Below are 24889 nucleotides of genomic sequence, written 5' to 3'. Positions count from 1 at the left end.
GGCGGTTACGTGCTGTGGGTCGAGTTGCCCGCGCAGGTCGACGCGATGCGGTTGTATCAGCTCGCGCTGGAGCAGGGAATCACGATCGGGCCGGGCTACATGTTCTCGATCACCGACAACTACCGGAACTTCATCCGCCTGAACTACAGCAGCCCGTGGTCGCCGGAGATCGAGCAGGCGGTGATCGCGGTCGGGAAGCTGGCTGCGGCGTGCATGCGGTGAACGGGCGGGCGACGTGGATCGCGGGCGTCGGGACATGCCGCGTGCGATTCATGTCGTTCAACCCCAACCGGCTGCCGAAAACGACCGTGCGGCCGATCGCAGCCAACTGCAGAAGGCGTCGATTGGCGGCCGCGCGGTGGCCGCACGTGTCGTCAGCAGGTGGTAGCTGTAGGGCCCCCGCACCGGGTTGCCCGGCGCAATGGCCAACAGCCCCTGCCTGACCGCATCGGCGGCGAGGACGTCCGACGCCACGGCCACGCCCTGGCCCGCGATCGCGGCATCGAGCGTCAGATAGGTATGCGAAAAGCTCGGCCCCTGTCGCAAACGCGCCGTGCTCGCGTGCACGTCCTGCATCCGGCACCAGCGCACCCAGTCCACCTGCTCCGGAATGCGGGCCTCGTATTCGTCGTGCAGCAGGGTTGCACGCAGCACGTCGTCCACGGTGCGCAACGGCTTGCATAGCGACGGTTGGCCGACCGCGAGGAACGTCTCCGACATCAGCGTATCCGCGACGAGCCCCGGATAGGGACCCAGACCCAGGCGGATCGCCACGTCCACGCGCTCGCGGCTGAAGTCGACGGCGGGTACCGAAGCCAGCAGGCGCACCTCGATATCGGGATGCAGCCGCCGGAACTCGCCCAGGCGCGGCATCAGCCAACGCGTGACGAACGACGGCATCGCGGTGACCGTGACCTCCGGCGAATCCGCGGCTTGCCGGATGCCGAGCGACGCGCGCTCGAGCTCGTCCATCAAGCGCTCGATTTCCACGAAGTACCGCCGTCCGATCTCCGTCAACTGGACGGACCGGGCGCCACGCATGAACAGCGGCGTGCCCAGCCACTCCTCCAGCAGCCGCACCTGATGTCCCACTGCACCGGAAGTGACGCATAGCTCGTCACCCGCACGGGCGAAGCCGCCATGGCGCGCAGCGGCCTCGAATGCACGCACGGAGAGCAGGGGCGGAAGTTGTCGTGGCATGGCTCAATCAAATTGCGGCTCAGTGTGGAAACGTTTGATTTGTTGCGCGGGAAATGCGTGCTTAATCTGGAAGCCTTCTGTCACGAGGCTCAGAAATAGTGGGCCATGCCATTTCCGGAGTCAACATGGATCTCAGCATTCACGGCGAGTCGAATCCCGCGCTCGCGTCGTCGTTTCGAAAGGTGCTCGTGCCCTGGGCGGTCCAGGGCGGGCTCAATCCGCCGGTCATCACGTATGCGCACGGATGCTACTTCTACGATACGAATGGCAAGCGTTACCTGGACCTCACCAGCGGCTATGTCGCGGTGTCGTTGGGTCATGGCCATCCGAAGGTGGTGCAGGCGATCCAGGCGCAGGCCGCGCGCATGTGCTCGGTCGCGCCCAGCTACTTCAACGACGTGCGCGCCGAATACGCGGAACTTCTGAACAGCGTTTCGCCGTGGCCGGAGGGGCTGCGCGTGCACTTCACCAGCGGCGGCGCCGAAGCGAACGACGACGCGGTGAAGATCGCGCGGCTGGTGACACGCCGGCCCAAGGTGCTGACCGCCTATCGGTCGTATCACGGCGGCACCCTCGGCGCGAGCGCGATGACGGGCGTGGACCGCTGGCGCGATCCGTTCCCGGCGCTGCCGGGCATGGTGAAATTCTTTGCGCCGTACCCGTACCGCAGCCCGTTCCATACGTCGGAGCCGGCCGAGGAGACCCGCCGCGCCCTCGATCATCTGGCGCGCATCCTTTCGCATGAAGGCGCGCAAAACGTGGCCGCGATCCTGATGGAGCCGATGACCGGATCCAGCGGTGTCGTCGTCTACCCGCCGGGCTATCTCGAAGGCGTTCGCGACCTGTGCGACCGGCACGGCATCCTGCTGATCTTCGACGAGATCATGACGGGCTTCGGGCGCACGGGGGCATCGTTCTGCACCGAGCGCGTCGGCGTATTGCCGGACCTGATTTCGTTCGCCAAGGGGGCCAGCGCTTCGTACACGCCGCTCGGCGGTGTCCTGGTGCGCGAGCGCGTGGCCCGCCACTTCGATACGGAACTCTTCGACGTGGGCCACACGCATGCGGGCCACGTGCTGGCCGTCGCCGGCGGCCTCGCGGCGCTGAAGGTCTATCTTGAGGAGGGCTTGTTCGAGCGGGCGCGCGAGATCGAGGGCTGGCTGCGCGACGGTCTCGGCGAGCTGGCGGAGCGCCATCCGTCGATCGGCGACGTGCGGGGCATGGGCGCCCAGTTCGGCATCGAGCTGGTGCGCGATCGCGAAACCCGGGAGCCGCTCGTCGAGTGGCACCACCCGGCGGGAGCGGCGCCGATGCGCGCGTTCTATGGTGAGTTGCTGAAGCGTGGCGTCCACGCGTACGGGCGCTACAACGTGGTGATCGTGACGCCGCCGCTCGTCATCTCGCGCACGGAGCTGGACGAGGGGCTCGACGCGCTCGATGCGGCGCTGACGGTGTTGGAGACTGCGCGATGACCTGCGAGGACATTCCGTATCGCGAAGCGGATGGCGTGGGGACGCGGGGTGCCGCGTGGTGCGGCATGAAGGATCGACATCGAAGCCGGCGTCGCGCGGGGTGACGTCATCCCCCCGTCACCGGCGGAAAGAACGCAACCTCGCTGTCCTCCCGCACGACGAATTCCCCGGTCACCATTTCGAGGTTCACGGCCGCGCGCACGGGGCGGTCCATCCGCAGCGCGTCGGCGCTGCGCGCGTCGCGCGCGGCCAGCGTGCCGCGCAGCGCGTCGACGGTGAGTTCGCGCGCATCGATCTCGACGGTTTCCTCGTCGAGATCGAGTCGTTCGCGAATGCTTGCGAAATATTTGATCGTCAGTTTCATTGCGATGTCTCTATCAGGAGCGACGGAATCGGAAAACGCGAAGCGACCGCGATCAGCCCCAGCGCCGCATCGCCAGGTCGTCGTGCGCCTTCGCCTCGACCCAGCCGGATTCGCCGTCGTGCCGGATCTCCTTCTTCCAGAACGGCGCATGGGTCTTCAGGAAGTCCATCAGGAATTCGCACGCGTCGAACGCGGATGCGCGATGCGCGGCGGCGACCACGACGAGCACGACGGGCTGGCCGAGCGGAATGCGGCCGACGCGGTGCACGATCCTGACCGCTTCGAGTCGCCAGCGCGCAGTCGCTTCCTCGACGATGCTCCACAGTGCCTGTTCTGTCATCGTCGGGTAGTGCTCGACTTCCAGTGCGACGACGTCGTCGACGTCGCCTTCCTTGCGCACGACCCCAAGGAAATTCACGACCGCACCGACATTCGGATTGCGAACGATCGGCGCAAGCTCCGCGCCCGCGTCGATCGGCGCATGCTGCACGCGCACTTCGAATCCGGCGGCAATGGCGGGCGCCGATTCGGGATGCGGCGCGGCTGCATCGACGGGCGGCGCGCTGCCGGCACGCAGCGGATCGTCCGGCAGCCCGGCGCGGGATTCGGTGAAGGTCGTCATGACAGGTTCTCCAGTGGACGGCGCATCCTGTGTCGCGCGGCGGCCCGTCAGCCGCCGACGAGCGACATGCGCACGGTCGGATAGGTCTTGCCCGGCGCGCGGGCCGGCCGTGCGGCCCGGCGCTCGGAATAGCGGTCGTCGCGCTGCGTCCAGCATGTGCGCACGGCGGCGGCGAGATCGCCGGCCGACACCGCATCGCCGAGCCACGGTCGCAGGTCGGTGCCTTGCATTGCGAACAGGCACGTATACAACTGGCCGTCGGCCGACACGCGGGCGCGCGAGCAGGTACCGCAAAACGGATGCGACACGCTCGCGATGAAGCCGACTTCGCCTGCGCCGTCGATGTGCGCGCAACGGATCGCGGTGGCGTCGTGCCCCGGTTCGCCGACCAGCACGAGCGGGTAGTGTGCGTCGATCAGCTCGCGCATCCGCGCGGCCGGCACGACTTTGTCGCCGGACCAGAAGCTTGCGCCGCCGACATCCATGTATTCGATGAAACGCACGGCCACGCCCGTGTGCCGGAAGTGCCGCACGAGCGGCAGGATCTGATCGTCGTTGACGCCGCGCTCGATCACCGCGTTGACCTTCACAGGCGCGAGCCCGGCCGCATGCGCGGCCTCGATGCCGGCCAGCACGCGCGACACCGGCACGTCGGCGTCGCTCATCCGGCGGAACACCGCGTCGTCGAGCGCATCGAGGCTCACGGTCACGCGCGACAGACCCGCATCGCGCAACGCGCGTGCCTTCGCGGCGAGCAGCGAGCCGTTGGTCGTCAGCGCGATTTCGACGGGCTTGCCGTCGACGGTCGTCAGCGCGGCAAGCCGTTCGATCAGCGCTTCGAGATGGCGGCGCAGCAGCGGCTCGCCGCCCGTGATGCGGATCTTCTCGACGCCGAGCGACGTGAAGGCGCGCGCGATCTTTTCCAGTTGCGCGAACGACAATCGTTCGGACGACGGCATGAACGCGTAGTTCGTGCCGAAACTTTCGCGCGGCATGCAGTAGCCGCAGCGGAAATTGCACTGGTCGATGACCGACAGGCGCAGGTCGCGCAACGGACGGCCGAGCGTGTCGGACGGCCGGGAGAAAGCGCCGGGCGATGCGCCGCCGGACGAAGCGGCGGCGGCCGGCGCGGCGGAAACGATGGCATTCACGATCGGGTCGTCGGCCTGCATGAAGTAAGCGGAGAGGCATCGCCACCCGGCCGTGCGGGTGCCGACGTGTCGGCGCACAGGTCGTGACGAGCCTCATCGTGAGCATAGTCCGGCGGGTTTTTCCGGCAGAGACACAATCGTGCCCGAATTGCAGGAATACAGTTCGCCGCGCGGGACGCGCGACAGGCGCGGCGAATGGCGCGAAGGCGTTGCGCCGGGCGGGTAGTCGGCGTCGTGCTCATGCGAGCCAGTGCGCGAATTCGTAGTACGGAACCGCGTCGCCGCGCGCGACGGTGCGCCCGGCCGGCAGCCGCGCGAGCCCGCTGGCCAGCACGAGCGACTGCAGCGTGCCGGCGCCTTGCTGGCGCAACGTATCGAGTACGGGCGCGCCATCGGCACCCACCGTACGGCGCACGCGCACGAAGCGCTCGCGCTGCGCATCCGGCTCGAACCCGGTGCCGATCGGCAGCGACGGCACGATCGGCAGGCACGCGTCGCGCCCCTGCAGGCGGCGGATCAGCGGCGCGACGAACAGCGCGAACGTCGTCATCGCGGCGCCCGGATTGCCGGGCAGCAGCACCACCGGCCGCGTATCGAGCCGCGCGAGCGCGACCGGCTTGCCGGGCTTCATGCGCACGCCGGCGACGATGAACGACGCGCCGAGCGCGGCCAGCGCGGGGCGCAGCAGGTCCTTGTCGCCGACCGACGCGCCGCCGACGCAGATCACGAGGTCGCAGTGCGCGTGCAGGTCGCGCAGTGCCCGATCGACGGCGGCCGCCGTATCGGCCGAATGCATGCACATCGCGACGTTGGCGCCGGTACTCGCGACCAGCGCAGCGAGCATTGGTGCGTTGCTGTTGTAGATCTGCTGTGGCGCACACGACTGGCCGCATGCGACCAGTTCATCGCCGGTCGTCAGGATGCCGACGCGCAGTGCCGCGCGTACGTCGATCCGCGCCAACCCTTGCGCGGCGGCCACGCCGACGTGCATCGCGCCCATCCGCACGCCGGCCGGCACGAGCCGATCGCTGGCGCGCACTTCCTCGCCGCGGCGGCGGATGTGCGACCCGCTGCGTTGGGGCGCGTCGAACGTGACGCCGCCGTCCCGTTCGTGCGCATGCTCCTGCATCACGACGGTGTCGGCGCCGGGCGGAATCAGGCTGCCGGTGAAGATGCGTGCGGCCGTGCGCGGTGCCAGCGGCGCCGGCATGTCGCCGGCATAGCAGCGCTGCGCGACGCGCAGCGGCTCGCCGTGTGCGAGGTCGGCGTACCGCACGGCGTAGCCGTCCATCGCGCTCTGGTCGGCCGGCGGCTGGTCGAGCACCGCGGTCAGCGGCGCGGCCAGCACGTGGCCGGCCGCTTGCGCGACGGGCACGGACGCGGCGGCCTCGAGCGGCGCGAATGCGCCGGCGAATTGCTGCTGCGCGGCATCGAAATCGAACAGGTGTTTCAGTTTCATGACGAGTGGGCCGGGTGCGCCGGTGGGTCGAGGTGAACGGCGGCGGGCGACACGTATTCGACGAAGCCGTCGTTGCGGCAGAAACCGAGTAATCGCACGCCGGCTTCGCGGGCGACGTCGATCGCGAGCGACGTCGGCGCCGAGATCGTCGCGAGCATCGGGATGCCGACCCGCGCGGCCTTGCGCACCAATTCGTAGCTCGCGCGGCTCGACAGGAACACGAAACCGGCGCGCAGGTCGGCGCGGCGGCGCGCGAGCCGCCCGATCAGCTTGTCGAGCGCGTTGTGGCGGCCGACGTCCTCGAACACGTCGAGTACGGCGCCGTCGCGGTCGCACCACGCGGCCGCGTGGATGCCGCCCGTCTCGCGCATCAGCGTCTGCCGGGCCGGCAACGCACGCGCGGCGCGCGCGATCGCGTCGGCGCCGATGCCCGCGGCCGTGCCGGCGGTCGCGATCCGCGGCGGCTGCAGGTCGAGCTGCGCGATGCTTTCGATGCCGCACACGCCGCAGCCCGTGCGGCCGGCCAGCGCGCGGCGGTGCGCCTTCAGCGCCATGAACGCCTGCTGCGACACGGTGAGCCGCACTTCGGCGCTGCCGGGCCGGCATTCGCTTTCGACGTCGAAGACGTCCGACGCGCGCTCGACGATGCCTTCGCTCAACGCGAAGCCGAGGCCGAACGCGTCGAGGTCGATCGGCGTCGCCATCATGACAGTGTGCGCGATGCCGTTGAACACGAGTGCAACCGGGGTTTCGTCGACGACGCGATCGACGGTGTCGCACGCGTCGCCGGCGCGATGGCGCGTCACCTGACACGCGGTGCTGCCGGTCGGATCGTCGCGGTGGGTCATGCAGGTTTCTCCAGGCGGGGCGGCCGGCGGGCCGGCCGGGTACGGCGCATGCGCCGAACGACGGGAATCGATGCCGCCGGGCGGGCGCCGAAGGGCGCGCGACCGCCGTGGGCGGGCGTTGCATGACATGTTAAGCGGGGTGAACAGTGCGCCGCAGGCACAGCGCCGCCACGCGGAAAGCAGTACAGCTGACCGTCCCGTGGGCACGGAATATGTTTTCCGTGCACACATCTTCGGCGGCGCCAGCAGCACAGTTTCAGCGCACGTTCGAGTGATTGCGAGTATCGTTGCAAACGCGATATCGTCATTCACGCTTCGATGCCATGCGAGTGACAGCTTGTGTTCGCATGTGTTGTCGCCAAGTCGTCGCGCGATTTCCTGCTTCGGGCGTACGTCCTCACAACCACGAGCAAATTACGGTCATGGAAATCTTCGATGCGTTCCATCTCGCCCGATTGCAATTCGCATTCACGGTGTCGTTCCACATCGTGTTCCCCGCGATCAGCATCGGCATGGCGAGCTTCCTGGCGGTGCTGGAATGGCGCTATCTCGTCACCGGCGACGCCGCCTACAAATCCATGTTCCAGTTCTGGTCGAAGATCTTCGCGATCGGCTTCGGCATGGGGGTGGTCTCCGGCGTCGTGATGGCGTACGAGTTCGGCACCAACTGGGCGGGCTTCTCGCGCGTCGCGGGCAACATCACGGGGCCGCTGCTCACGTACGAAGTCCTGACGGCGTTCTTCCTCGAAGCCGGCTTCCTCGGTGTGATGCTGTTCGGCTGGCAGCGCGTCAGCCCCCGCGCGCACTTCTTCGCGACGCTGATGGTCGCGGTCGGCACGCTGATCTCGACGTTCTGGATTCTCGCGTCGAACAGCTTCATGCAGACGCCGCAAGGCTACAAGATCGAAAACGGTCTCGTCGTGCCGGTCGACTGGTTCAAGATCATCTTCAACCCGTCGTTCCCTTACCGTCTCGTGCACATGACGATCGCGGCGTTCATCGTGGCGGGCTTCATCGTCGCCGCGTGCGGCGCGTGGCACCTGTTGAAGGGGCGCCGCGACGAGCCGGTGAAGCGCAGTTTCTCGATGGCGCTGTGGATGCTGCTGGTGCTCGCGCCAATCCAGATCGTCGTCGGCGACGCGCACGGGCTGAACACGCGCGAATACCAGCCGGCGAAGATCGCGGCGATCGAGGGGCTGTGGGAAACCGAGAAGGGCGGCACCGCGCTGAACCTCGTCGGGCTGCCCGACATGCAGGCTGAAACCACGCGCTATGCGATCCAGGTGCCGCACCTCGGCAGCCTGATTCTCACGCACAGTTGGGACGGCGAGATTCGCGGGCTGAAGGAATTCCCGCCGCAGGACCGCCCGTATTCGCCGATCGTCTTCTGGACGTTCCGGATCATGGCCGGCCTCGGGATGCTGATGCTGCTGACCGCGCTGCTCGGGCTACTGCTGAGAAAGGGCGGGCGCCTGTACGAGACACGCTGGTTCCAGTGGTTCGTGGTGGCGATGGGGCCGTCGGGCATCGTCGCGTTGCTCGCCGGCTGGATCACGACCGAGGTCGGGCGCCAGCCGTGGACCGTCTACGGCGTGCTGCGCACCGTCGATTCGGTCGCGCCGCTCAGTGCGCAACAGGTCGGCGTGTCGCTGCTGATCTTCGTGGTCGTGTACTTCCTGGTATTCGGAACGGGGATTTACTACATGATGAAACTGATGAAGCGCGGGCCGGCTGCCCAGGCCGGTTACATCGAGCTGCACCGGCATCCGGGGCTGCGCAAGAGCGCGCTGTCCACGCCGCTGAACGTCACCGAGGCGGAGTAACCATGCACATCGATCTTCCTGTCGTCTGGGCCGCGATCATCGGCCTCGGCGTATTCATCTACGTGATGCTGGACGGCTTCGATCTCGGCATCGGGCTCATGTTTCCGTTCTTCGACGCGAAAGCCGAGCGCCAGGTGATGCTCGACACCGTCGCGCCGGTGTGGGACGGCAACGAGACGTTCCTCGTGCTCGGCGGCGCGGGCCTCTACGGTGCATTCCCGGTCGTGTATTCGACGCTGCTGCCGGCCAACTACCTGCCGCTGGTGCTGATGCTGGTCGGGCTGATCTTCCGGGGCGCCGCGTTCGAACTGCGCGCAAAAGCCACCCGCACGCAGCACATGTGGGACCTCGCGTTCATCGGCGGCTCGGCGCTTGCGGCGTTCTGCCAGGGGATCGTGCTCGGTTCGCTGCTGCAGGGCATCAGGATCGAGAACAACCGGTTCGCGGGCGGGCCGTTCGACTGGCTGTCGCCGTTCAGCATGCTGTGCGGGATCGGCGTGCTCGTCACCTATGCGACGCTCGGCTGCGGCTGGCTGATCCTGAAGGTCGACGGCGAACTGCAGCGCAAGATGCGGTTGCTGATGAAGCCGCTCACGGGCGTGCTGCTCGCGGTGATGGGCGTGGTCAGCCTGTGGACCGTGATCGGGCTGCCGGCCGTCGCGCACCGCTGGTTCGGCAGCGGCAACCTCGGCTGGTTCCTGCCGGTGCCGATCCTCGTCGTCGCATGCGTGTGGGGCATCTTCCACTCGGTGAAGCGTGCGCACGAGGCCACGCCGTTCCTGCTGACGCTCGCGCTCGTGTTCCTCGGCTACACGGGGCTCGTGATCAGCATCTGGCCGAACATCGTGCCGCCGTCGCTGACGATCTGGGACGCGTCGTCGAGCCATTCGAGCCAGTTGTTCGCGCTCGTCGGCACCGTGATCGTGCTGCCGATCATCCTCGTGTACAACGCGATGCAGTACCGCGTGTTCCGCGGCAAGGTGCGCGAGGGCGACATCGGCTATCACTGAGCGGCAAGCGATGTGACGGGTGCGGCGCGGGCTGGCGTATCATCGCGCGCAGCGCGGCGCCCGACCCGGCACCCGACCGAACAGCGGCCCGCCACGCGCGGGCCGTTGCGCATCGGGTGCGGGCGCAACGGGTTGCGTATTCCTTTGGCAGTCGAGAAAACATCATGATCGTCAGACCACGACAGAACTGGCTCCGGATGCTGTTCGTATGGAACGGCTCCGTGCTGCAATCGATCATTCCGCAACTCGTGTTCATGGCGATCGTCAGCACGCTGGCGGTCTTCACGAACGGACGCATCTTCGGCGAGAAGATTCCGCTCAACACCGCGCCGTTCACGCTGTTCGGGCTCGCGCTCGCGATCTTCCTCGGGTTTCGCAACAACGCGAGCTTCGAGCGCTTCAAGGAGGCGCGGCATCTGTGGGGCAACCTGCTGATCGCCGCACGCGCCGTGACATCGCAACTGCATCGCTACCTGCCCGACAGCGTGAGCGACGCCGAGCGCAACCGGCTCGCCGATCTGCTGATCGCGCTCGCGTATGCGTTGAAACATCAACTGCGTCATACCGATCCGACCGACGACCTGCTGCGAATTCTCGGAGTGGAGCGCACGGCCGCGCTCGGCGGCAAATGCTACAAGCCCGTCGCGATCCTCGACGAACTGCGCGGCGGCATCGTCCGTGCGCTGGGGCGCGCGCCCGGCAGCGACGCGACCTGCTGGATGTTCGAGACGCAACTCGACGAGCTCGGCAAGTCGGTCGGTGGTTGCGAGCGCATCCTGTCGACGCCGATCCCGTTTTCGTACAGCGTGCTGCTCCATCGCACCGTGTATGCGTATTGCGTGCTGCTGCCGTTCGGGCTCGTCGATTCGACGGAGTTCTTCACGCCGCTGATCTGCGTGTTCATTTCCTACACGCTGATCGCGCTCGAGGCGATCGCGAACGAAGTGGCCGAGCCGTTCGGCCTCGCGCCGAATGCGCTCGCGCTCGATGCGATGACGCGCACGATCGAGCGGTCGGTGCTCGAACTCGGCGATCGACCGTTGCCCGAGGAGTTCGTGCCGGCGTCGACGTATCAGATCACGTAGGGGGCTGGGTCGGTAGTGCAGTCAGCGGTGAGGTTGATCGATCGGATCGGTGACGAGTGTGTAGACTCGGGCTCGTTCAATGGAGCCAACACCATGCAACTTCTCGATCACGTGTCGATCAGTGTGCCGGATATCGACCGGGCACGCCCCTTCTACGATGCCGTCATGGCTGCGCTGGGCGCAACCAAGGTCTATGACCGGCCCAATGCGCTCGGCTATGGCGAACGTTGCAGCGCGAATGACCCTGCATCGACTTTTCTGGCGGTGTATCTGGATCCCGCCGAAGTCGGCGCGAGCAAACGGCACTGGTGTTTCAAGGCCGTATCCCGCGAGCAGGTGCATGCGTTTTTCGAGGCTGGCCTGTCCGCGGGCGGGCAGGCCGACGGCAACCCTGGATTGCGGCCGCAGTACCACGGCGACTACTACGCGGCTTTTCTCGTCGATCCGGCCGGCAACCGGGTCGAGGCCGTGTGTCATGTGGCGGGGGCGGTGCGCGAGGGGGCGTGACGGCGCTGCTCAATCGAAATACGTCAGCCCCATCGCCCCCTCCACCTTCGCAAGCGTCGCTCGCACCACTTCCCGCGCATGCAGCGGGCCGCGCTTCAGCAGCATCGGCATCACTTAGCCGGCCGGGATGTCGCGCTCGAACCCGCGCAGGCGGATTTCTTCCTTGATGGTCGGATTGCGTTCGAGGCGCGCGATCGTGACGAGGTTGAGCAGGTATTGCGACAGCTCGGCGAGTTCAGGCACCCGCGACTGCACGACGATCGTCGTGCTGCATCTGCACGCGTGCGTGCAGCGAGCCGATGTAGTGGCCGAGATGCAACGGGCCGGTCGTGCGGTCGCCGGTGAGGATGGTTGGTTGGGTTGGGTTACGTCATGGTCGTCGTGGGCTCCGGGTGTCGAAGCCGCCAGCCAGTTCGGAGGTATGGGCACAGTCAAGAATTGTCGGGGATAGGATAGCTGCACGGCATTGCGGCCTGACCGTAATGCTTGATGGCCCGGATATGAGCAGGGCCGAGCATTGCTCATCCTGACATGCAACGCTCCGGAAATATGCTTCGAAAGATGTGACCGGTCATAACGCGAACCGAACAACTTCCCGTGTGGGCGAATTATTCGGAGCACATCAATATTTTCATAATCGCTTCTTTCGGAGGCGAAAGAAATATTATGAAATATGATTGAATTCCGTAAGGAAAATGGTGAATTGTAATTGTGCCATTTGCAAATTATCAGACCAGGAGTACCATCGTGTGCATGCAGTATTGAGGGGGGAGGGTTCGGATGAAATTGAGGGGGTATGCGCTGATCTATCGATAAAAAATCAATGCGGTACGCGCGAAGGTATTGCGACTGATTTTTTGGTTTCGAGATGATTATATTCGGTGGATTTTTTATTTTGCGGCGTCGAGTAAAATTTCGGAAATAGAAAAGCCGGCGTTATAAATTTTATTTTAATATCGCTGCTGCCACGGAGTTGAGGGAATACTTGGCCACGATGTGCTTTGCCAGGTTAAAAATCTGATTTACCGATCATTGCGGGAGCAGCGACAAGCGGCGATGATGCGACCGTCGTTGATGCAATGCACACCTCGACTAACCGAGAGTCGTCCGATGTTACTTGCAATATAAAGAAAGGGATGTCATACGAGATAAGTGCAGGCACGCATGCGCTAAAAGAGAGTCGACCGAATATGAGCATTCGTATCCGAATCTCGGCTGTATCCAGGGGTGTTGTCACGGCCTGGTTTGCTGCTGAGTTTGTTTTTATATTTGTCTCTATGTTCCTGCTGGGATCGAATCGCGACATCTTGTTTCATGGGGTGAGCGGGAATTTTTGGTTTCTCCGTGATCTAGAAAGAATCCCTCGAGTCGAGTTTGTCGGGGTTGCGAATTTATATAATTCTCTGTTTTTGGGTGTGGTGACTTGGTGGATGGGAGTCATCTCGATTCCAATTTTTCTCTTCCCTGCTGCCTATACTTTTCTCACCAAAGGCCATGCGGTAGTGGATGGCTTGACAAAAAGGCCGCGCTCTTCTCGAGGGCCGATTGACAAGTTAAAGAATCGGCTTTTAATCGCTTTTATGATCGTCTGCAGCTTATATTATATTTTTAAAGGATACTTTTCCGGCGATCCGATTATCATTAAATCGGAGTTCGGGGGGGTGGTGATGGTTGCGGGAATATCCTTTGGTCCTGCGGCAGTTATTTTGCTTGTTTCTGCTTTTTTGATCGATTTCTTGGCGTCAGAGACCACGCCTGATAAAGGAGCATCTAATGAGTAACGAAACCGTGCCATCAACGAACCCGAATAGTGGTGAGCTAAATGTTGTTATTACGCTAGGACCTGACGATACCACCGGGAATAGTGGAAATGCCTTCCTCAACTCATTGGTGCCTTCTCCTATCGATTGGACTGCGGCTGGCGCTACTGCATACAGTACGCTTTTGTCAACGCTGGCTACGTCGGGACTCACTGGCGAGGCGGCAGAGCAAGCGGCAAACGCATATACAAAGACGCTCGATTTTCCCATTTTCGCCCTGCCGATTGGCCTCGCGGATGTCGTTCATGAGTATGGTGAATCTGGTCTATGGGGGGCGATGAAGGCAGCAGTGGGAGATATGGAGGGCTATCTAGCGACTGCCGGAATAATGGATTCGACTCTCGCGGCCAGTTTAACAGGAGCCCTGGAAGTCGTTGGGATGGTCGGTCTGGGGGGCGAAGCGTTAGGAGTCGCGGGGGCTGCGATTCTTGCAATCGGTGCCGGCTACGTTGTCAATAAAGTGATTCAAGATGGTTTGCAATACATTGCCGATTACAGCGGTCAAACCACCAATTTAAATGGTGCCGTTCAATATCCGAACGGCATGACGGTTTCGACACTGGCGAATGGAGAAACTCAGTATTCGCTGGGGGGCGGTCTTGTATTCACCGAGAACGCTGATGGATCTGGGGCTGCGGCAATCAATGGAAATGCCTACACTTTTAATGCGTCAAACAGTTTGACGGGAGCTACGTTCTCTAATGGATTTGGCGTTGATTTTAATGATGCGGGAACGGCAGCGACGGTAACTGATACGAGCGGTCAAAGCACTAATCTTTCACTGAGTTCGAATTCAGATGGAAGTACATCGTTATATCTTTCCGGGCAAGATGTTTCAACGTCGGTTACATTTGACCTCGGCGCAAACGGTCAATTGGCGGCAACATCTGGCGGAAATCAATACGGGTTTACTTTGACTACTGACAGCAGCGGGGACGAGAATCTCACTACCAAGGATGTTACGACCGGAAAGACGTTTTCTGATTCTGCGTGGTCCAATGGTTCTCCAAACACCACGACCATATATAACGAAGATGGGTCTGTAACCGAGTACACTACAAATGGCGATGGCTCAACGAGTAGTATTACCGTTAACTCGTCTGGATTGGAATCGCAATCTGCTGTCACAAATCCAGATGGGACAACGGATATATCGATTTATAATCCAAGTACCGGTGCGTTGACGAACTACGACAAGGTTAATGCTGATGGTTCGCAAGCGGACTCCGTTATCAATCCGACGACAGATTGGGCAACGTCCGAGACGTCCTACAATTCCGCTGATCAAGAGATATCGTACGAAACGTTTGTGGGCAGTGCAAACTCGTCCGGCGTCGATGTCGAGACCGGACTGACCGATTTCAATGCAGCGACGGGCGATGAGACGTCATATACCGCGTTCAATGCGGCAGGTCAGGAGACCTCCTACGAGACGTACGCAGGCGACCTGAATTCGTCAGGCACCGATGTGGAGACCGGGTATTTCACCTACGACCCGTCGAACGGCGCGGAAACGAGCAGTGAGCAATTCAACAGCTCAGGTCAGGAAACCCGGTTTACTGATTACGCAGGAACGGCAACCAACGACTACATTACCGATATCGGCACGCTGAACACGGCGACCGGCTGGGAGTCGTCCGATACGTCGTATAACGCGGCTGGACAAAGAACGTCGTACGAGACATACGCCGGGGATGCCAACGCATCCGGCATCGACGAGGAAACGGGATTCACCACCTTCAACCCGTCCACCACGTGGGAATCGTCGTACACGGCGTTCAATTCAAATGGGCAGGAGACGTCGTATGAAACATTCGCCGGCAGTGCAAACTCCTCCGGGGTCGATATCGAGACCGGACTGACCGATTTCAACGCGGCGACGGGCGATGCGACGTCCTATACCGCGTTCAATGCGGCAGGTCAGGAGACCTCCTACGAGACGTACGCAGGCGACCTGAATTCGTCCGGCACCGATGTGGAGACCGGGTATTTCACCTACGACCCGTCGAACGGCGCGGAAACGAGCAGCGAGCAATTCAACAGCGCAGGTCAGGAAATCGGGAAGGAAGATTACGCGGGAACCGCGACGGACGACTATGAGACGGACGCGATCGTTATCGATCCGACCACCGACTGGGCGACGTCGGAAACCACGTACAACGCAGCAGGTGACAGGACTTCGTACGAAACCTATGCCGGTGCAGCAGACTCGGCGGGCATTGATCCGGCGACGGGACTTACGACCTTCAACGCATCGACTAGCTGGGAAACATCGTATACGGGCTTCAATGCGTCCGGTCAGGAAACGTCGTATGAGACGTACGCTGGCGCAGAGAACTCGGCAGGTATCGACCCGGCGACGGGGCTTACGACCTTCAATGCCGCGACCAGTTGGGAAACGTCGTATACGGGGTTCAATTCGGCAGGCCAGGAAACGTCGTACGAGACGTTCGCGGGCGCACAAGACTCTGCGGGTATCGATCCGGCGACGGAACTGATCGACTTCAATCCGTCGACCGGTTGGTGGTCGTCCAACACCGAATTCAATTCGGCAGGCCAGGAAACGTCGTACGAGACGTACGCGGGCGCAGAAAACTCGGCGGGTATTGATCCGGCGACGGAACTGATCGACTTCAACCCGGCAACGGGTTGGTGGTCGTCCAATACCGAATTTAATTCGGCCGGCCAGGAAACGTCGTATGAGACGTACGCGGGTGCCGAGAATGCTGCGGGCATCGATCCGACGACCGGACTGATTACCTACAATCCTTCGAACGGTGCCGAGACGAGCAGCGAGCAATTCAATAGCGCAGGGCAGGAAGTCAGTGTCGAGGACTTCGCCGGGACTTCGTCCAATAACTATGAGACGCAGGCCATCGACTACAACCCGTCGACCGGTTGGGAAACGTCCGATACCGTCTATAACGCGTCGGGACAGGTGACCGAAGTCGACACCTACGCGGGCTCCGCCAATTCGTCGGGCGATGATCCGGAGACCGGCATCACGACTTACGACCCGTCGACCGGGGCGGTCACCGGCACCTGGACCGGAGACGGCAGCGGCTACCTGACCCCTGGCAACCCCGATGATGGCGGCGATGGTGGCATCACGGGAGACGGCGGCGATAGCGGCGACGGCGGTTTCTACGGCTACTACGGGTTCGCTGGCCAACAATCGGTCGTGAACGCGGCGTTGGGAGACGACATCGGATCTATTGCGCGATACGACCTGGGCTCGGGTAACTGGCAAGGCGCCGCGGCTGCGGAAGCGGCTCAGCTGCAGGCAAGGGACATTGCAAATTCCGTTGCGAGTGCAGGAACTGGGACGGCGAATGCCTCCGGTCACACATGGTCCGGGGATGCGATCACCTGGAACCTGGGCGCCGATATGGGCATTCAGTACGACGCTGAAGTCCAGCGGGTCTTTGCGACATGGGCCGCAGCTTCGGGATTGAGCTTCAAGGAAGTCTCGGGAACATCGTCGGCCGACATCCACATCGAGTTCAGCGATCTCGATACGTCTACTTCCGGCGTAGCCGGTTACACGAGCTATCACGCTAGCGCCGGGCAGATATCCGCGGCAACGATCCAGCTTGAGGACCCGACCCAGGATGCGGTGACTGCGGGGCCTGCGGGGGCACTGACGTACTCGGGTACCGACGCCACGCTGGAGCAGGTACTACTGCACGAGATCGGGCATGCGTTGGGGCTGGCGGACGATTCGGACCAGGACTCCGTGATGTACTACGAACTGACCTCCAGCAACCGTGTGCTCGACAGTACGGACGTCACGGGGATCAGGTCCCTGTACGGGTCGAGCCGCATGGCCGTGCAGTCCGGGCATGGCGGGATGGGGATCGCTGCCGGATCGGGGCAAGGAGCCGGCCAGAGTACCGTCGATCATCAGCTTGGCCAGTTGATTGCGGGGATGGCCTCGTTCAATCCCGTGTCGGGTGGCAGCTCGAGTCCGATCCATGACGCGATACACGAGCGTCACATGGTGTTGGCCGCCAGCGGGCACTGATCGATTACCGTCATAAAAAGGAGCAGGGCGTCGCATGGTTACCCGACTACATTTGATATCCGGGCTTCCCCGCTCGGGATCGACGTTGCTGTGCGCGCTCCTGCGCCAGAACCCCCGTTTTTCAGCGGCGATGACGAGTCCTGTCGCGTCGCTATGCGGTGCGCTTCACAAGAAGATGTGCGGCGGTGAGTTCAGCGTGTTTTTCGATGACGAAAGGCGCGCCAGCATGTTGCGCGGCGTGTTCGACGCCTACTACGCTGCCGTACCCACCGGAGGTACCGTGTTTGATACCAACCGCACCTGGACGGGACGTGCTGCGTTGCTGGGCAAGTTGTATCCCAGTGCGCGCATCGTCTGCTGCGTGAGAGAAGTCGGATGGATCATCGACAGCATCGAACGGATGCTCGCGAAGAATCCGCTGCAGCTCTCGCGCATGTTTGGCTTTCAACCCGGAGCCTCGGTGTATTCGCGCGCCGAGACGTTGATGAACTCGGAGAGCGGACTCATCGGTCTGGCCTGGGCCACGCTGCGCGAGGCGTGGTTTGGCTCGGACGCCGCTCGCCTGATTGTCATTCCTTACGAAAGACTGGTTCGGCATCCCGAGGCAACACTGCGGCGGCTATACGATGCACTCGGCGAGCCATGGTATGCGCATGATCTGGACAACGTCGTCTATGACGAACCCGATTACGACGCGTTGCTCGGCATGCCCGGACTTCACAAAGTTCGGCAGAAAGTGGAATACCAGGAGCGAAAGCCGTGTATTCCACCGGATCTATACGCGAAGTACGCAGGCGCGAGTTTCTGGACGAAGCCGGAACTTAATACGCGCAACGTCATGATTGTCTGAATTCCGGCCGGGCGCGTACCGCAACTGCGTATCCATAGAAAAATCACTGTCCGACGAAATACTTTGCATGTTCGACGCCAAACAAAACGCTGTCCCCGACAGCGATTCGGGGCTTGCTGCGCTTGTGCTGATCGCACGCTTTCACGGTATCGCAGCGGATGCAGGGCAATTGCGTCACGCAGCCGGAATCAAGTCGGCGGCGTTTGATGATGGTGACTTGACACTATCGGCCCGGTCGCTCGGTCTCAAGGCGCGGAAGGTGAAGATCTCGGTCGCCCGACTGGCTCGTACACCTTTTCCCGCCCTGGCGCTCGATCTGGAAGGCCGCCATTTTATCGTGGCCGGCTGCAACGCAGAGCGCGTACTGATCCTGGATTCGGGTGCGAGTACCACCACCACAAGTTCACCGGAAGAAGTCATTGCCCGCTGTGACGGCCAGATGCTGCTTTTCGCATCGCGCGCGTCGCTCGCAGGTGAACTCGCTCGGTTCGATTTTTCGTGGTTCATTCCCGCTGTCGTCAAGTACCGACGACTGCTGCTCGAAGTGCTAATGGTGTCCGCCGTATTGCAGTTGTTCGGGTTGGTATCGCCGCTGATGTTCCAGGTCGTCATGGACAAGGTCCTGGTCAATCAGGCATTCGATACGCTGAACGTAGTATGCGTAGCGCTGCTTGCCAGTTCCATATTCGAGGTGCTGCTGACGGGGCTGCGAAACTACGTGTTCTCGCACACGGCAAATCGGATCGATGTCGAACTCGGTGCACGGCTGTTCCGGCACCTGCTTGCGTTGCCGCTCGCCTACTTCGGTGCGCGACGGGTCGGTGACACGGTCGCGCGCGTGCGCGAACTGGAAAATATCCGAAGCTTTCTGACCGGCCAGGCGTTGACCGCAGTCATCGACCTGTTCTTCTCCTTCATCTTTCTGTCGGTCATGTGCTTTTACAGTGTCTGGCTGACGCTCGTCGTGGTGATTTCACTACCCGTGTACGCGGCCGTCTCTATGATGCTGAATCCGGTGCTGCGCCGACGTCTCGACGAGAAGTTTGCGCGTAGCGCTGACAATCAGGCATTCCTGGTCGAGACTGTCTCCAGTGCGGAGACGGTGAAATCGATGGCGGTCGAGCCGCAGTTCACGCGTCGGTGGGACAACCAGCTCGCAGCCTATGTCGCGGCCGGATTTCGCGTGAGCGAGCTGGGCAATATCGGCCAGCAGCTCATCCAGCTGATCGGCAAGATCGTGACACTGGTCACGCTCTATCTCGGCGCGAAGCTGGTTATCGACGGTAGGCTATCGGTCGGCCAGCTCATCGCGTTCAACATGATGTCGCAGCGCGTTGCCGCGCCGGTCTTGCGGCTCGCGCAACTGTGGCAGGATTTTCAGCAGATCGGTATTTCGATGGGACGGCTTGGCGATATTCTCAATAGCCGTACCGAACTCCCGCAAAGCCGCCAGGCGTTGCCGGCGGTCAAGGGAGATATCAGCTTTCGGAACATTCGTTTCCGGTACACGCCGGATGGTCCGCTGATTCTCGACGGCGTCTCGCTCGACATTCGTGCCGGCGAGGTGATCGGCATTGTCGGCCGATCCGGATCGGGGAAGAGCACACTGACCAAATTGTTGCAGCGCCTGTATATTCCGGAGCATGGCCACGTGCGCATCGACGGAATCGACCTCGCGCTGGCCGATCCGGCATGGCTGCGGCGACAGATCGGTGTCGTGCTTCAGGAGAACGTACTGTTCAACCGGTCGATCCGCGACAACATCGCCGTCACCGACCCGGGTATTCCGCTGGAGGCGGTCATTCGTGCGGCGCGGCTCGCGGGGGCTCACGAGTTCATTTCGGAAATGCCGGATGGTTATGACGCGCTCGTCGGCGAACACGGCTCCAATCTTTCCGGTGGTCAACGACAACGTATCGCCATTGCGCGTGCACTGGTGACCAACCCGCGCATTCTCATTTTCGATGAGGCGACGAGCGCACTCGACTTCGAAACCGAACGGATCATCCAGAACAACATGCGGGCGATGTGTGCCGGGCGTACCGTCATCATCATCGCGCATCGGCTCACGTCCGTTCGGCACGCGGATCATATCGTCGCGATGGACAAGGGGACGATTGTCGAACGGGGCAGACACGAGCAACTGCTCGCGTTGGGGGGGTATTACTCTCACCTGGTTTCGCTTCAGAACGGCTGACCCAACAGGCAGACATTGCATATGTCCTTGGTCAATTCAATAAAAATGCAGGCGTTCGGAGACTTGCTGCGACGCTACGTGGCGGTCTTTCGGGCAGCATGGTCGATCCGCGATCAGCTCGACCGGCGTCCGCGTCTTTCACATGAGCGGGCCTTTTTGCCCGCAAACCTCGAGCTGGTGGAAACTCCGGTGCATCCGGCGCCGCAGTGGGCGATGCGGATTATCGTTGCGTTAGCGGGCATCGTCACGCTGATTGCGTTGTTCGGCCAGCTCGACATCGTAGCCGTCGCGAAAGGGAAGTTGCTGCCTGGAGTGAGGGTGAAGGTCATCCAGCCTGCCATAACCGGTGTCGTACGGCAGATTTTTGTTCATGACGGGCAGAGAGTGCACGCTGGGCAGTTGCTGATGCAACTCGATCCGACTCAAGCTGCGGCGGATTCCGACAAGGCCCGTTCATCCCGAATCGAAGCGGCGCTCGCCGCAGGACGCGCGCGCTCATTACTGGACGCCCTGAGCTCGGGGCAGCCGCCCAAGGTCGTACGCGTCGACGGTGCATCGGAAAGCGAGTTACAGGACGCGCAACATTATGCGGACGGACTCTATCGTGAGTATCGCGACAAGTTGAGCAGTGCGCAGGCCGAACTGCTCAAGAAGGAAGCCGAGCTCGACGAAACGCACCAGGAAATCGCCCGACTGGCCGCGACGGCGCCGCTCGCCCGCCAGCAGGCCAACCAGTATCAGTCCCTGGCAGAAGACAAGTACGTGGCGCGGACCGACTACCTGGACAAGGAGCAGGCCGCACTCGAAAAAGAGCATGAGCTTGCAGCCCAGAAAAGTCACGCACACGAGCTGATCGAAGGGATTGCAGAGCAGCGGGCGGACATTGCGTCGACGACATCGCAATTTCGAAGCGCTCAGCTCGATACGCTGGACAAGGCGACTCAACAGCTCGTGCAAAGTCGTAATGACGAGACGAAGGCGGATACACGACAAAAGCTGATGAGCTTGACCTCTCCTGTCGATGGTACGGTCCAGCAACTGGCCATTCATACGCTAGGAGGCGTTGCCACTGCAGCTCAGTCTGTGATGGAAATCGTGCCCGACGATTCGGTCGAGGTTGAGGCGAATATCGAAAACAAGGACATCGGGTTCGTGAAGGTCGGTCAGACGGCGACTGTGAAGATAGAAGCGTTTCCCTATACGCGCTACGGCTACCTGACCGGCAAGGTAGTCTCGGTTTCCAACGACGCGGTACCGGACAAAAAGCTCGGCCTGACGTTTGTCGCGCATGTTCGACTGCCGACGAATCGGATTCTCGCCAACGATCAATGGATCGATCTGACACCCGGCATGGAGGTGACGACCGAGATCAAGACTGGAAAGCGCAGCGTCGCGCACTATTTCCTTGATCCGGTGATGCAGACGAGTCAGGAGAGTCTGCGTGAACGTTGAACACAACCAAGACGCTAGCGGGCACATGCGTCCAACGAAGGTGCAGGTGAAGAGGCTAACACGGACACTCGTCACAGGCTTGCTCGCGCTGTCTTTCATCGCCGGCGTATCGGATCCCGTTTGGGCATTCGATCCACTGCGTACCAGCGGGGCCGTGTCGGCGACAGCTTCTGGCGCGATGCTCGACGACGGCGCCACGAATGTCTGTATATTCGGACCGCTCCCTCGTCCTCTCTCTTTGCAGAATGCCGTCGAACGCAGTCTCTGCAACAATCCGAAAACACGTGAAGCGTGGGCCCAGGTCAAAATTCAGACTGCGGGTGTCGGTATCGGTCGCGCGGCTTATTTGCCTACGGTATCCGCGACGTGGCAAGGTGTACGCGATGAAACCGTGACAAACATCACCGGCCTGCCGCAGTACAGTTCTGTTTACCGGAATAGTGCACTCAGAACCGACAGTGTTTCGTTGAGTTGGGTGCTCTATGATTTCGGTGGTCGCTCGGCGGCACTGAGGAATGCCACGGCCTTGTTGGCGGTGGCGCAGGCGAACCAGCAGGCCGCACTCGAAACCGCTTTCGCAAACGTGGCAAAAGACTACTATGCGGCACAGGCCGCGCAAGGCGCGTTCGCCGCGGCTGACGAGATCGAGCAAACGGCCAACGGTAGCTTCAAGGCGGCTACGGTTCGCGTGGACAAAGGCATCTCGCCGATCAGTGACGAGTTACAGGCTCAGACATCATGGGCCGAAGCCGTCGTCGAGCGCACCAAGGCAATGGGCGCATGGCAGACGGCATTGGGTTCCCTCGCGTCGGATATGAACCTTGATCCTGACATACAGATCACGCTGCCGGACGTTGGTGACGGTGTGGCGCCCGATGGGGAATTCAATGAAGCCGTTGCGGATCTTATTCAGGAAGCGAAGCGATCGCATCCCAGTGTAGTGGCTGCCCAGGAGCAAGTGGCGGCTGCAGTCGCCAAGGTTTCTCAAACACGCGCCGCCGGGCTGCCCAGTTTGAGCCTTGTGGCCAAATATAGTGAAAATAACGAACCGACGACGCTCCAAATAGGCGTACCTCAGTTTCCAACCACTGGGCACGAATGGTATTTGGGGTTCCAGTTGACGATACCGATCTTCGAGGGGTTCGGGCGGACGTACCAGATCCGGCAGGATGAAGCGCAGGTCGAATTCCAGCGAGATACGCTCGACGAAGTGCAGCAGCAGGTTGGTCTGGATGTATGGACGAGTTACCAGGCGTTGCAAACGGCGACTCATAACATTGGCAACAGTGCGACACTGCTCGATGTCGCTCGCCGCTCCTACACGGCGGCGCAACATCGGTATCAGGGCGGGGTGGGGAATATCCTCGAACTGCTCAATGCTCAGTCATCGATGGCAGCCGCCAAGCGGCAGCGCATTCAAGCGTTGACCGACTGGCGTTCGGCCCGGTTGCAACTGGCGGCAAAGCTCGGAAAGCTGGGAATGTGGAGCCTTGCCGACGACGCTTCGGTGAGCCATAGATAGCAGGGCGAGATTCACAGCGTAAGAGCGTCGGCCGGCATGCGCGGGGCAACTGCTTGCCCGCGATTCGCCACAACGTATGCATGCATGCATGCCTTGCCGGCGCGCGGGGCTTGCCGTCCGAGGCGTGGCTGACGCGCGCGCCAGTCCTGATAGCCGGCCGCCGCTGGCGGTTCCCGTCGAATGCCTGGTTCCCGGAGCCAGCAGCGTTGCGTCGTGAGCTTGTAGCGAGGGTTCGGGGCCAGTCGCCGCAGCGAGTCGGCGGCTTTTCTCGTCGATCCGGCCGGCAACCGGATCGAGGCCATGTGTTACGCGGCGGCGCCGGAGCGCGAGCGACCGTGACGGCGCTGCTCAATCGAAATACGTCAGCCCCATCGCTCCCTTCACCTCCGCGAGCGTCGCCCCCGCCACTTCCCGCGCGTGCAGCGTGCCGCGCTTCAGGATCGCCATCACTTCCGCCTTGTCGGCCTCGAACTCGCGGCGGCGCGTGCGGATCGGCTCGATCAGCGCCTGTAGCCGCTCGTTCAGCACGCGCTTGACCACACTGTCGCCGAGGCCGCCGCGGCGATAGTGGGCTTTCAGCTCGTCGACCTTCGCGACGTCCGGCTCGAACGCGTCGAGGAACGTGAACACGACGTTGCCTTCGACCTGGCCCGGGTCGCTCACGCGCAGGTGATTCGGATCCGTGTACATGTCCTTCACGGCCTGCGCGATCTCGTCCGGCGTCGAGCCAAGCGTGATCGCGTTGCCGAGCGACTTGCTCATCTTCGCCTTGCCGTCGATGCCCGGCAGCCGCGTGACCGACGACAGCACGGCCTCGCACTCGACCAGCACCGGCTGATCGACGGTCGCGTTGAAGCGGCGTACGAGTTCGTTGGTCTGCTCGATCATCGGCAACTGATCGTCGCCGACCGGCACATGGGTCGCCTTGAACGCGGTGATGTCCGCTGCCTGGCTCACCGGGTAGGTCAGGAAGCCGGCCGGGATGTCGCGCTCGAAGCCGCGCAGGCGGATTTCTTCCTTGATGGTCGGATTGCGTTCGAGGCGCGCGACCGTGACGAGGTTGAGCAGGTATTGCGACAGCTCGGCGAGTTCGGGCACCTGCGACTGCACGACGATCGTCGAGATCGCCGGATCGATGCCGACGGCGAGATAGTCGAGCGCGACCTCGATCACGTTGTCGGTCACGCGCTGGCGGCGGCCCATGTTGTCGGTCAGCGCCTGCGTATCGGCGAGCAGCAGGAATTGCCGCGCTTCGTGCTGCATCTGCACGCGGGCGCGCAGCGAACCGATGTAGTGGCCGAGGTGCAGCGGGCCGGTCGTGCGGTCGCCGGTGAGGATGGTCGGGCGGGTGGGTTGCGTCATGGTCGTCGTGGGCTCCGGGTTGTCGAAGCCGCCAGCGATGACGTCAGCGCAGAAACGCAAATGCCGCCATCGCTGGCGGCATCACGTTTGGGACATGCAAAAGGAAACGGGCCGCCTGGGT

Annotated in this window: 18 protein-coding genes and 2 pseudogenes; 12 read left to right on the top strand and 8 right to left on the bottom strand. The window is 62.4% G+C overall.

Annotation, left to right across the window (positions count from 1 at the left end):
* Positions 1–222, top strand: a pseudogene (locus tag WT97_RS28135) (2-aminoadipate aminotransferase); the annotation flags it as partial.
* A 57-nt stretch (positions 223–279) separates the two neighbouring features.
* On the opposite strand, the gene gcvA reads toward WT97_RS28135, so the two are convergent.
* Positions 280–1200, bottom strand: coding sequence for a transcriptional regulator GcvA (gene gcvA, locus WT97_RS28130; protein WP_059502961.1), 921 nt, complete (start codon positions 1198–1200; stop codon positions 280–282).
* Positions 1201–1298: 98 nt separating this feature from the next.
* Here gcvA and WT97_RS28125 point away from each other — a divergent pair, with 98 nt between their 5' ends.
* Complete coding sequence (locus WT97_RS28125) at positions 1299–2672, top strand: aminotransferase class III-fold pyridoxal phosphate-dependent enzyme (RefSeq protein WP_257128566.1); 1374 nt, start codon at positions 1299–1301, stop codon at positions 2670–2672.
* 106 nt (positions 2673–2778) lie between these two features.
* On the opposite strand, the gene moaD is transcribed toward WT97_RS28125, so the two are convergent.
* The 5 genes from moaD to fdhD form a co-directional block, all read right to left on the bottom strand.
* Positions 2779–3036 (bottom strand): molybdopterin converting factor subunit 1, encoded by a 258-nt coding sequence (gene moaD / locus WT97_RS28120; protein WP_059502959.1) that lies wholly within the window; start codon positions 3034–3036, stop codon positions 2779–2781.
* Between the two features lie 52 nt (positions 3037–3088).
* Positions 3089–3658: a molybdenum cofactor biosynthesis protein MoaE gene (locus tag WT97_RS28115; RefSeq protein ID WP_060354824.1), complete on the bottom strand. Its 570-nt coding sequence runs from the start codon at positions 3656–3658 to the stop codon at positions 3089–3091.
* A gap of 47 nt (positions 3659–3705) precedes the next feature.
* Complete coding sequence (moaA, locus tag WT97_RS28110) at positions 3706–4830, bottom strand: GTP 3',8-cyclase MoaA (RefSeq protein WP_060354823.1); 1125 nt, start codon at positions 4828–4830, stop codon at positions 3706–3708.
* 217 nt (positions 4831–5047) lie between these two features.
* On the bottom strand, positions 5048–6262 hold the full coding sequence (locus WT97_RS28105) for a molybdopterin molybdotransferase MoeA (RefSeq protein WP_082751495.1): 1215 nt from the start codon (positions 6260–6262) through the stop codon (positions 5048–5050).
* Between the two features lie 2 nt (positions 6263–6264).
* On the bottom strand, positions 6265–7116 hold the full coding sequence (fdhD, locus tag WT97_RS28100; RefSeq protein ID WP_060354822.1) for a formate dehydrogenase accessory sulfurtransferase FdhD: 852 nt from the start codon (positions 7114–7116) through the stop codon (positions 6265–6267).
* 422 nt (positions 7117–7538) lie between these two features.
* Between fdhD and WT97_RS28095 the strand changes: the two genes are divergently transcribed.
* The 4 genes from WT97_RS28095 to WT97_RS28080 all read left to right on the top strand — a co-directional run bounded on the left by WT97_RS28095 (position 7539) and on the right by WT97_RS28080 (position 11541).
* Positions 7539–8939: a cytochrome ubiquinol oxidase subunit I gene (locus tag WT97_RS28095; protein ID WP_059502953.1), complete on the top strand. Its 1401-nt coding sequence runs from the start codon at positions 7539–7541 to the stop codon at positions 8937–8939.
* A gap of 2 nt (positions 8940–8941) precedes the next feature.
* The gene (gene cydB, locus WT97_RS28090; RefSeq protein WP_059502951.1) at positions 8942–9949 is read left to right on the top strand and encodes a cytochrome d ubiquinol oxidase subunit II; all 1008 of its coding nucleotides are present in this window, start codon (positions 8942–8944) and stop codon (positions 9947–9949) included.
* A 164-nt stretch (positions 9950–10113) separates the two neighbouring features.
* On the top strand, positions 10114–11034 hold the full coding sequence (locus tag WT97_RS28085; RefSeq protein WP_060354821.1) for a bestrophin family protein: 921 nt from the start codon (positions 10114–10116) through the stop codon (positions 11032–11034).
* Between the two features lie 93 nt (positions 11035–11127).
* Positions 11128–11541, top strand: coding sequence for a VOC family protein (locus tag WT97_RS28080; RefSeq protein ID WP_060035046.1), 414 nt, complete (start codon positions 11128–11130; stop codon positions 11539–11541).
* A 117-nt stretch (positions 11542–11658) separates the two neighbouring features.
* Here the strand turns inward: WT97_RS28080 and WT97_RS33670 are convergent.
* Positions 11659–11890 (bottom strand): annotated as a pseudogene (locus tag WT97_RS33670) (tryptophan--tRNA ligase); the annotation flags it as partial.
* 841 nt (positions 11891–12731) lie between these two features.
* Here WT97_RS33670 and WT97_RS34365 point away from each other — a divergent pair.
* The 6 genes from WT97_RS34365 (at position 12732) to WT97_RS28055 (ending at position 23406) form a co-directional block, all read left to right on the top strand.
* Positions 12732–13322 (top strand): hypothetical protein, encoded by a 591-nt coding sequence (locus WT97_RS34365; RefSeq protein ID WP_156440332.1) that lies wholly within the window; start codon positions 12732–12734, stop codon positions 13320–13322.
* Positions 13315–17385, top strand: a complete 4071-nt coding sequence (locus WT97_RS28075) for a matrixin family metalloprotease (protein WP_082751494.1) — start codon at positions 13315–13317, stop codon at positions 17383–17385. Before WT97_RS34365 ends, WT97_RS28075 begins: the two co-directional genes overlap by 8 nt.
* A 34-nt stretch (positions 17386–17419) precedes the next feature.
* Positions 17420–18235, top strand: coding sequence for a sulfotransferase (locus WT97_RS28070; RefSeq protein ID WP_082751493.1), 816 nt, complete (start codon positions 17420–17422; stop codon positions 18233–18235).
* A gap of 67 nt (positions 18236–18302) precedes the next feature.
* Positions 18303–20432, top strand: a complete 2130-nt coding sequence (locus WT97_RS28065; RefSeq protein ID WP_060354818.1) for a type I secretion system permease/ATPase — start codon at positions 18303–18305, stop codon at positions 20430–20432.
* A 21-nt stretch (positions 20433–20453) separates the two neighbouring features.
* Positions 20454–21884, top strand: a complete 1431-nt coding sequence (locus WT97_RS28060; protein ID WP_060354817.1) for an HlyD family type I secretion periplasmic adaptor subunit — start codon at positions 20454–20456, stop codon at positions 21882–21884.
* Positions 21874–23406: a TolC family protein gene (locus tag WT97_RS28055; protein ID WP_257128565.1), complete on the top strand. Its 1533-nt coding sequence runs from the start codon at positions 21874–21876 to the stop codon at positions 23404–23406. The genes WT97_RS28060 and WT97_RS28055 overlap by 11 nt, the downstream gene beginning before the upstream one ends.
* A 348-nt stretch (positions 23407–23754) precedes the next feature.
* Here the strand turns inward: WT97_RS28055 and trpS are convergent, their stop codons facing one another.
* On the bottom strand, positions 23755–24768 hold the full coding sequence (gene trpS, locus WT97_RS28050; protein WP_059502944.1) for a tryptophan--tRNA ligase: 1014 nt from the start codon (positions 24766–24768) through the stop codon (positions 23755–23757).
* Positions 24769–24889 lie beyond the last annotated feature (121 nt).

The organism is Burkholderia sp. MSMB1459WGS (assembly GCF_001534535.1).
Taxonomy (GTDB): Bacteria; Pseudomonadota; Gammaproteobacteria; order Burkholderiales; family Burkholderiaceae; genus Burkholderia.
Note: the sequence above shows the minus strand (reverse complement) of the source record. Positions and strands in the feature narration are given on the sequence as shown.

Excerpts from the sequence above, each read along its gene's own strand:
- WT97_RS28115 (WP_060354824.1), bottom strand. The coding sequence starts at position 3,658 with ATGACGACCTTCACCGAATCCCGCGCCGGGCTGCCGGACGATCCGCTG.
- gcvA (WP_059502961.1), bottom strand. The coding sequence starts at position 1,200 with ATGCCACGACAACTTCCGCCCCTGCTCTCCGTGCGTGCATTCGAGGCC.
- WT97_RS28065 (WP_060354818.1), top strand. The coding sequence starts at position 18,303 with ATGTTCGACGCCAAACAAAACGCTGTCCCCGACAGCGATTCGGGGCTT.
- WT97_RS28060 (WP_060354817.1), top strand. The coding sequence starts at position 20,454 with ATGTCCTTGGTCAATTCAATAAAAATGCAGGCGTTCGGAGACTTGCTG.
- fdhD (WP_060354822.1), bottom strand. The coding sequence starts at position 7,116 with ATGACCCACCGCGACGATCCGACCGGCAGCACCGCGTGTCAGGTGACG.
- cydB (WP_059502951.1), top strand. The coding sequence starts at position 8,942 with ATGCACATCGATCTTCCTGTCGTCTGGGCCGCGATCATCGGCCTCGGC.
- WT97_RS28080 (WP_060035046.1), top strand. The coding sequence starts at position 11,128 with ATGCAACTTCTCGATCACGTGTCGATCAGTGTGCCGGATATCGACCGG.
- WT97_RS28085 (WP_060354821.1), top strand. The coding sequence starts at position 10,114 with ATGATCGTCAGACCACGACAGAACTGGCTCCGGATGCTGTTCGTATGG.
- moaA (WP_060354823.1), bottom strand. The coding sequence starts at position 4,830 with ATGCAGGCCGACGACCCGATCGTGAATGCCATCGTTTCCGCCGCGCCG.
- trpS (WP_059502944.1), bottom strand. The coding sequence starts at position 24,768 with ATGACGCAACCCACCCGCCCGACCATCCTCACCGGCGACCGCACGACC.
- WT97_RS28075 (WP_082751494.1), top strand. The coding sequence starts at position 13,315 with ATGAGTAACGAAACCGTGCCATCAACGAACCCGAATAGTGGTGAGCTA.
- WT97_RS34365 (WP_156440332.1), top strand. The coding sequence starts at position 12,732 with ATGAGCATTCGTATCCGAATCTCGGCTGTATCCAGGGGTGTTGTCACG.
- WT97_RS28070 (WP_082751493.1), top strand. The coding sequence starts at position 17,420 with ATGGTTACCCGACTACATTTGATATCCGGGCTTCCCCGCTCGGGATCG.
- moaD (WP_059502959.1), bottom strand. The coding sequence starts at position 3,036 with ATGAAACTGACGATCAAATATTTCGCAAGCATTCGCGAACGACTCGAT.
- WT97_RS28095 (WP_059502953.1), top strand. The coding sequence starts at position 7,539 with ATGGAAATCTTCGATGCGTTCCATCTCGCCCGATTGCAATTCGCATTC.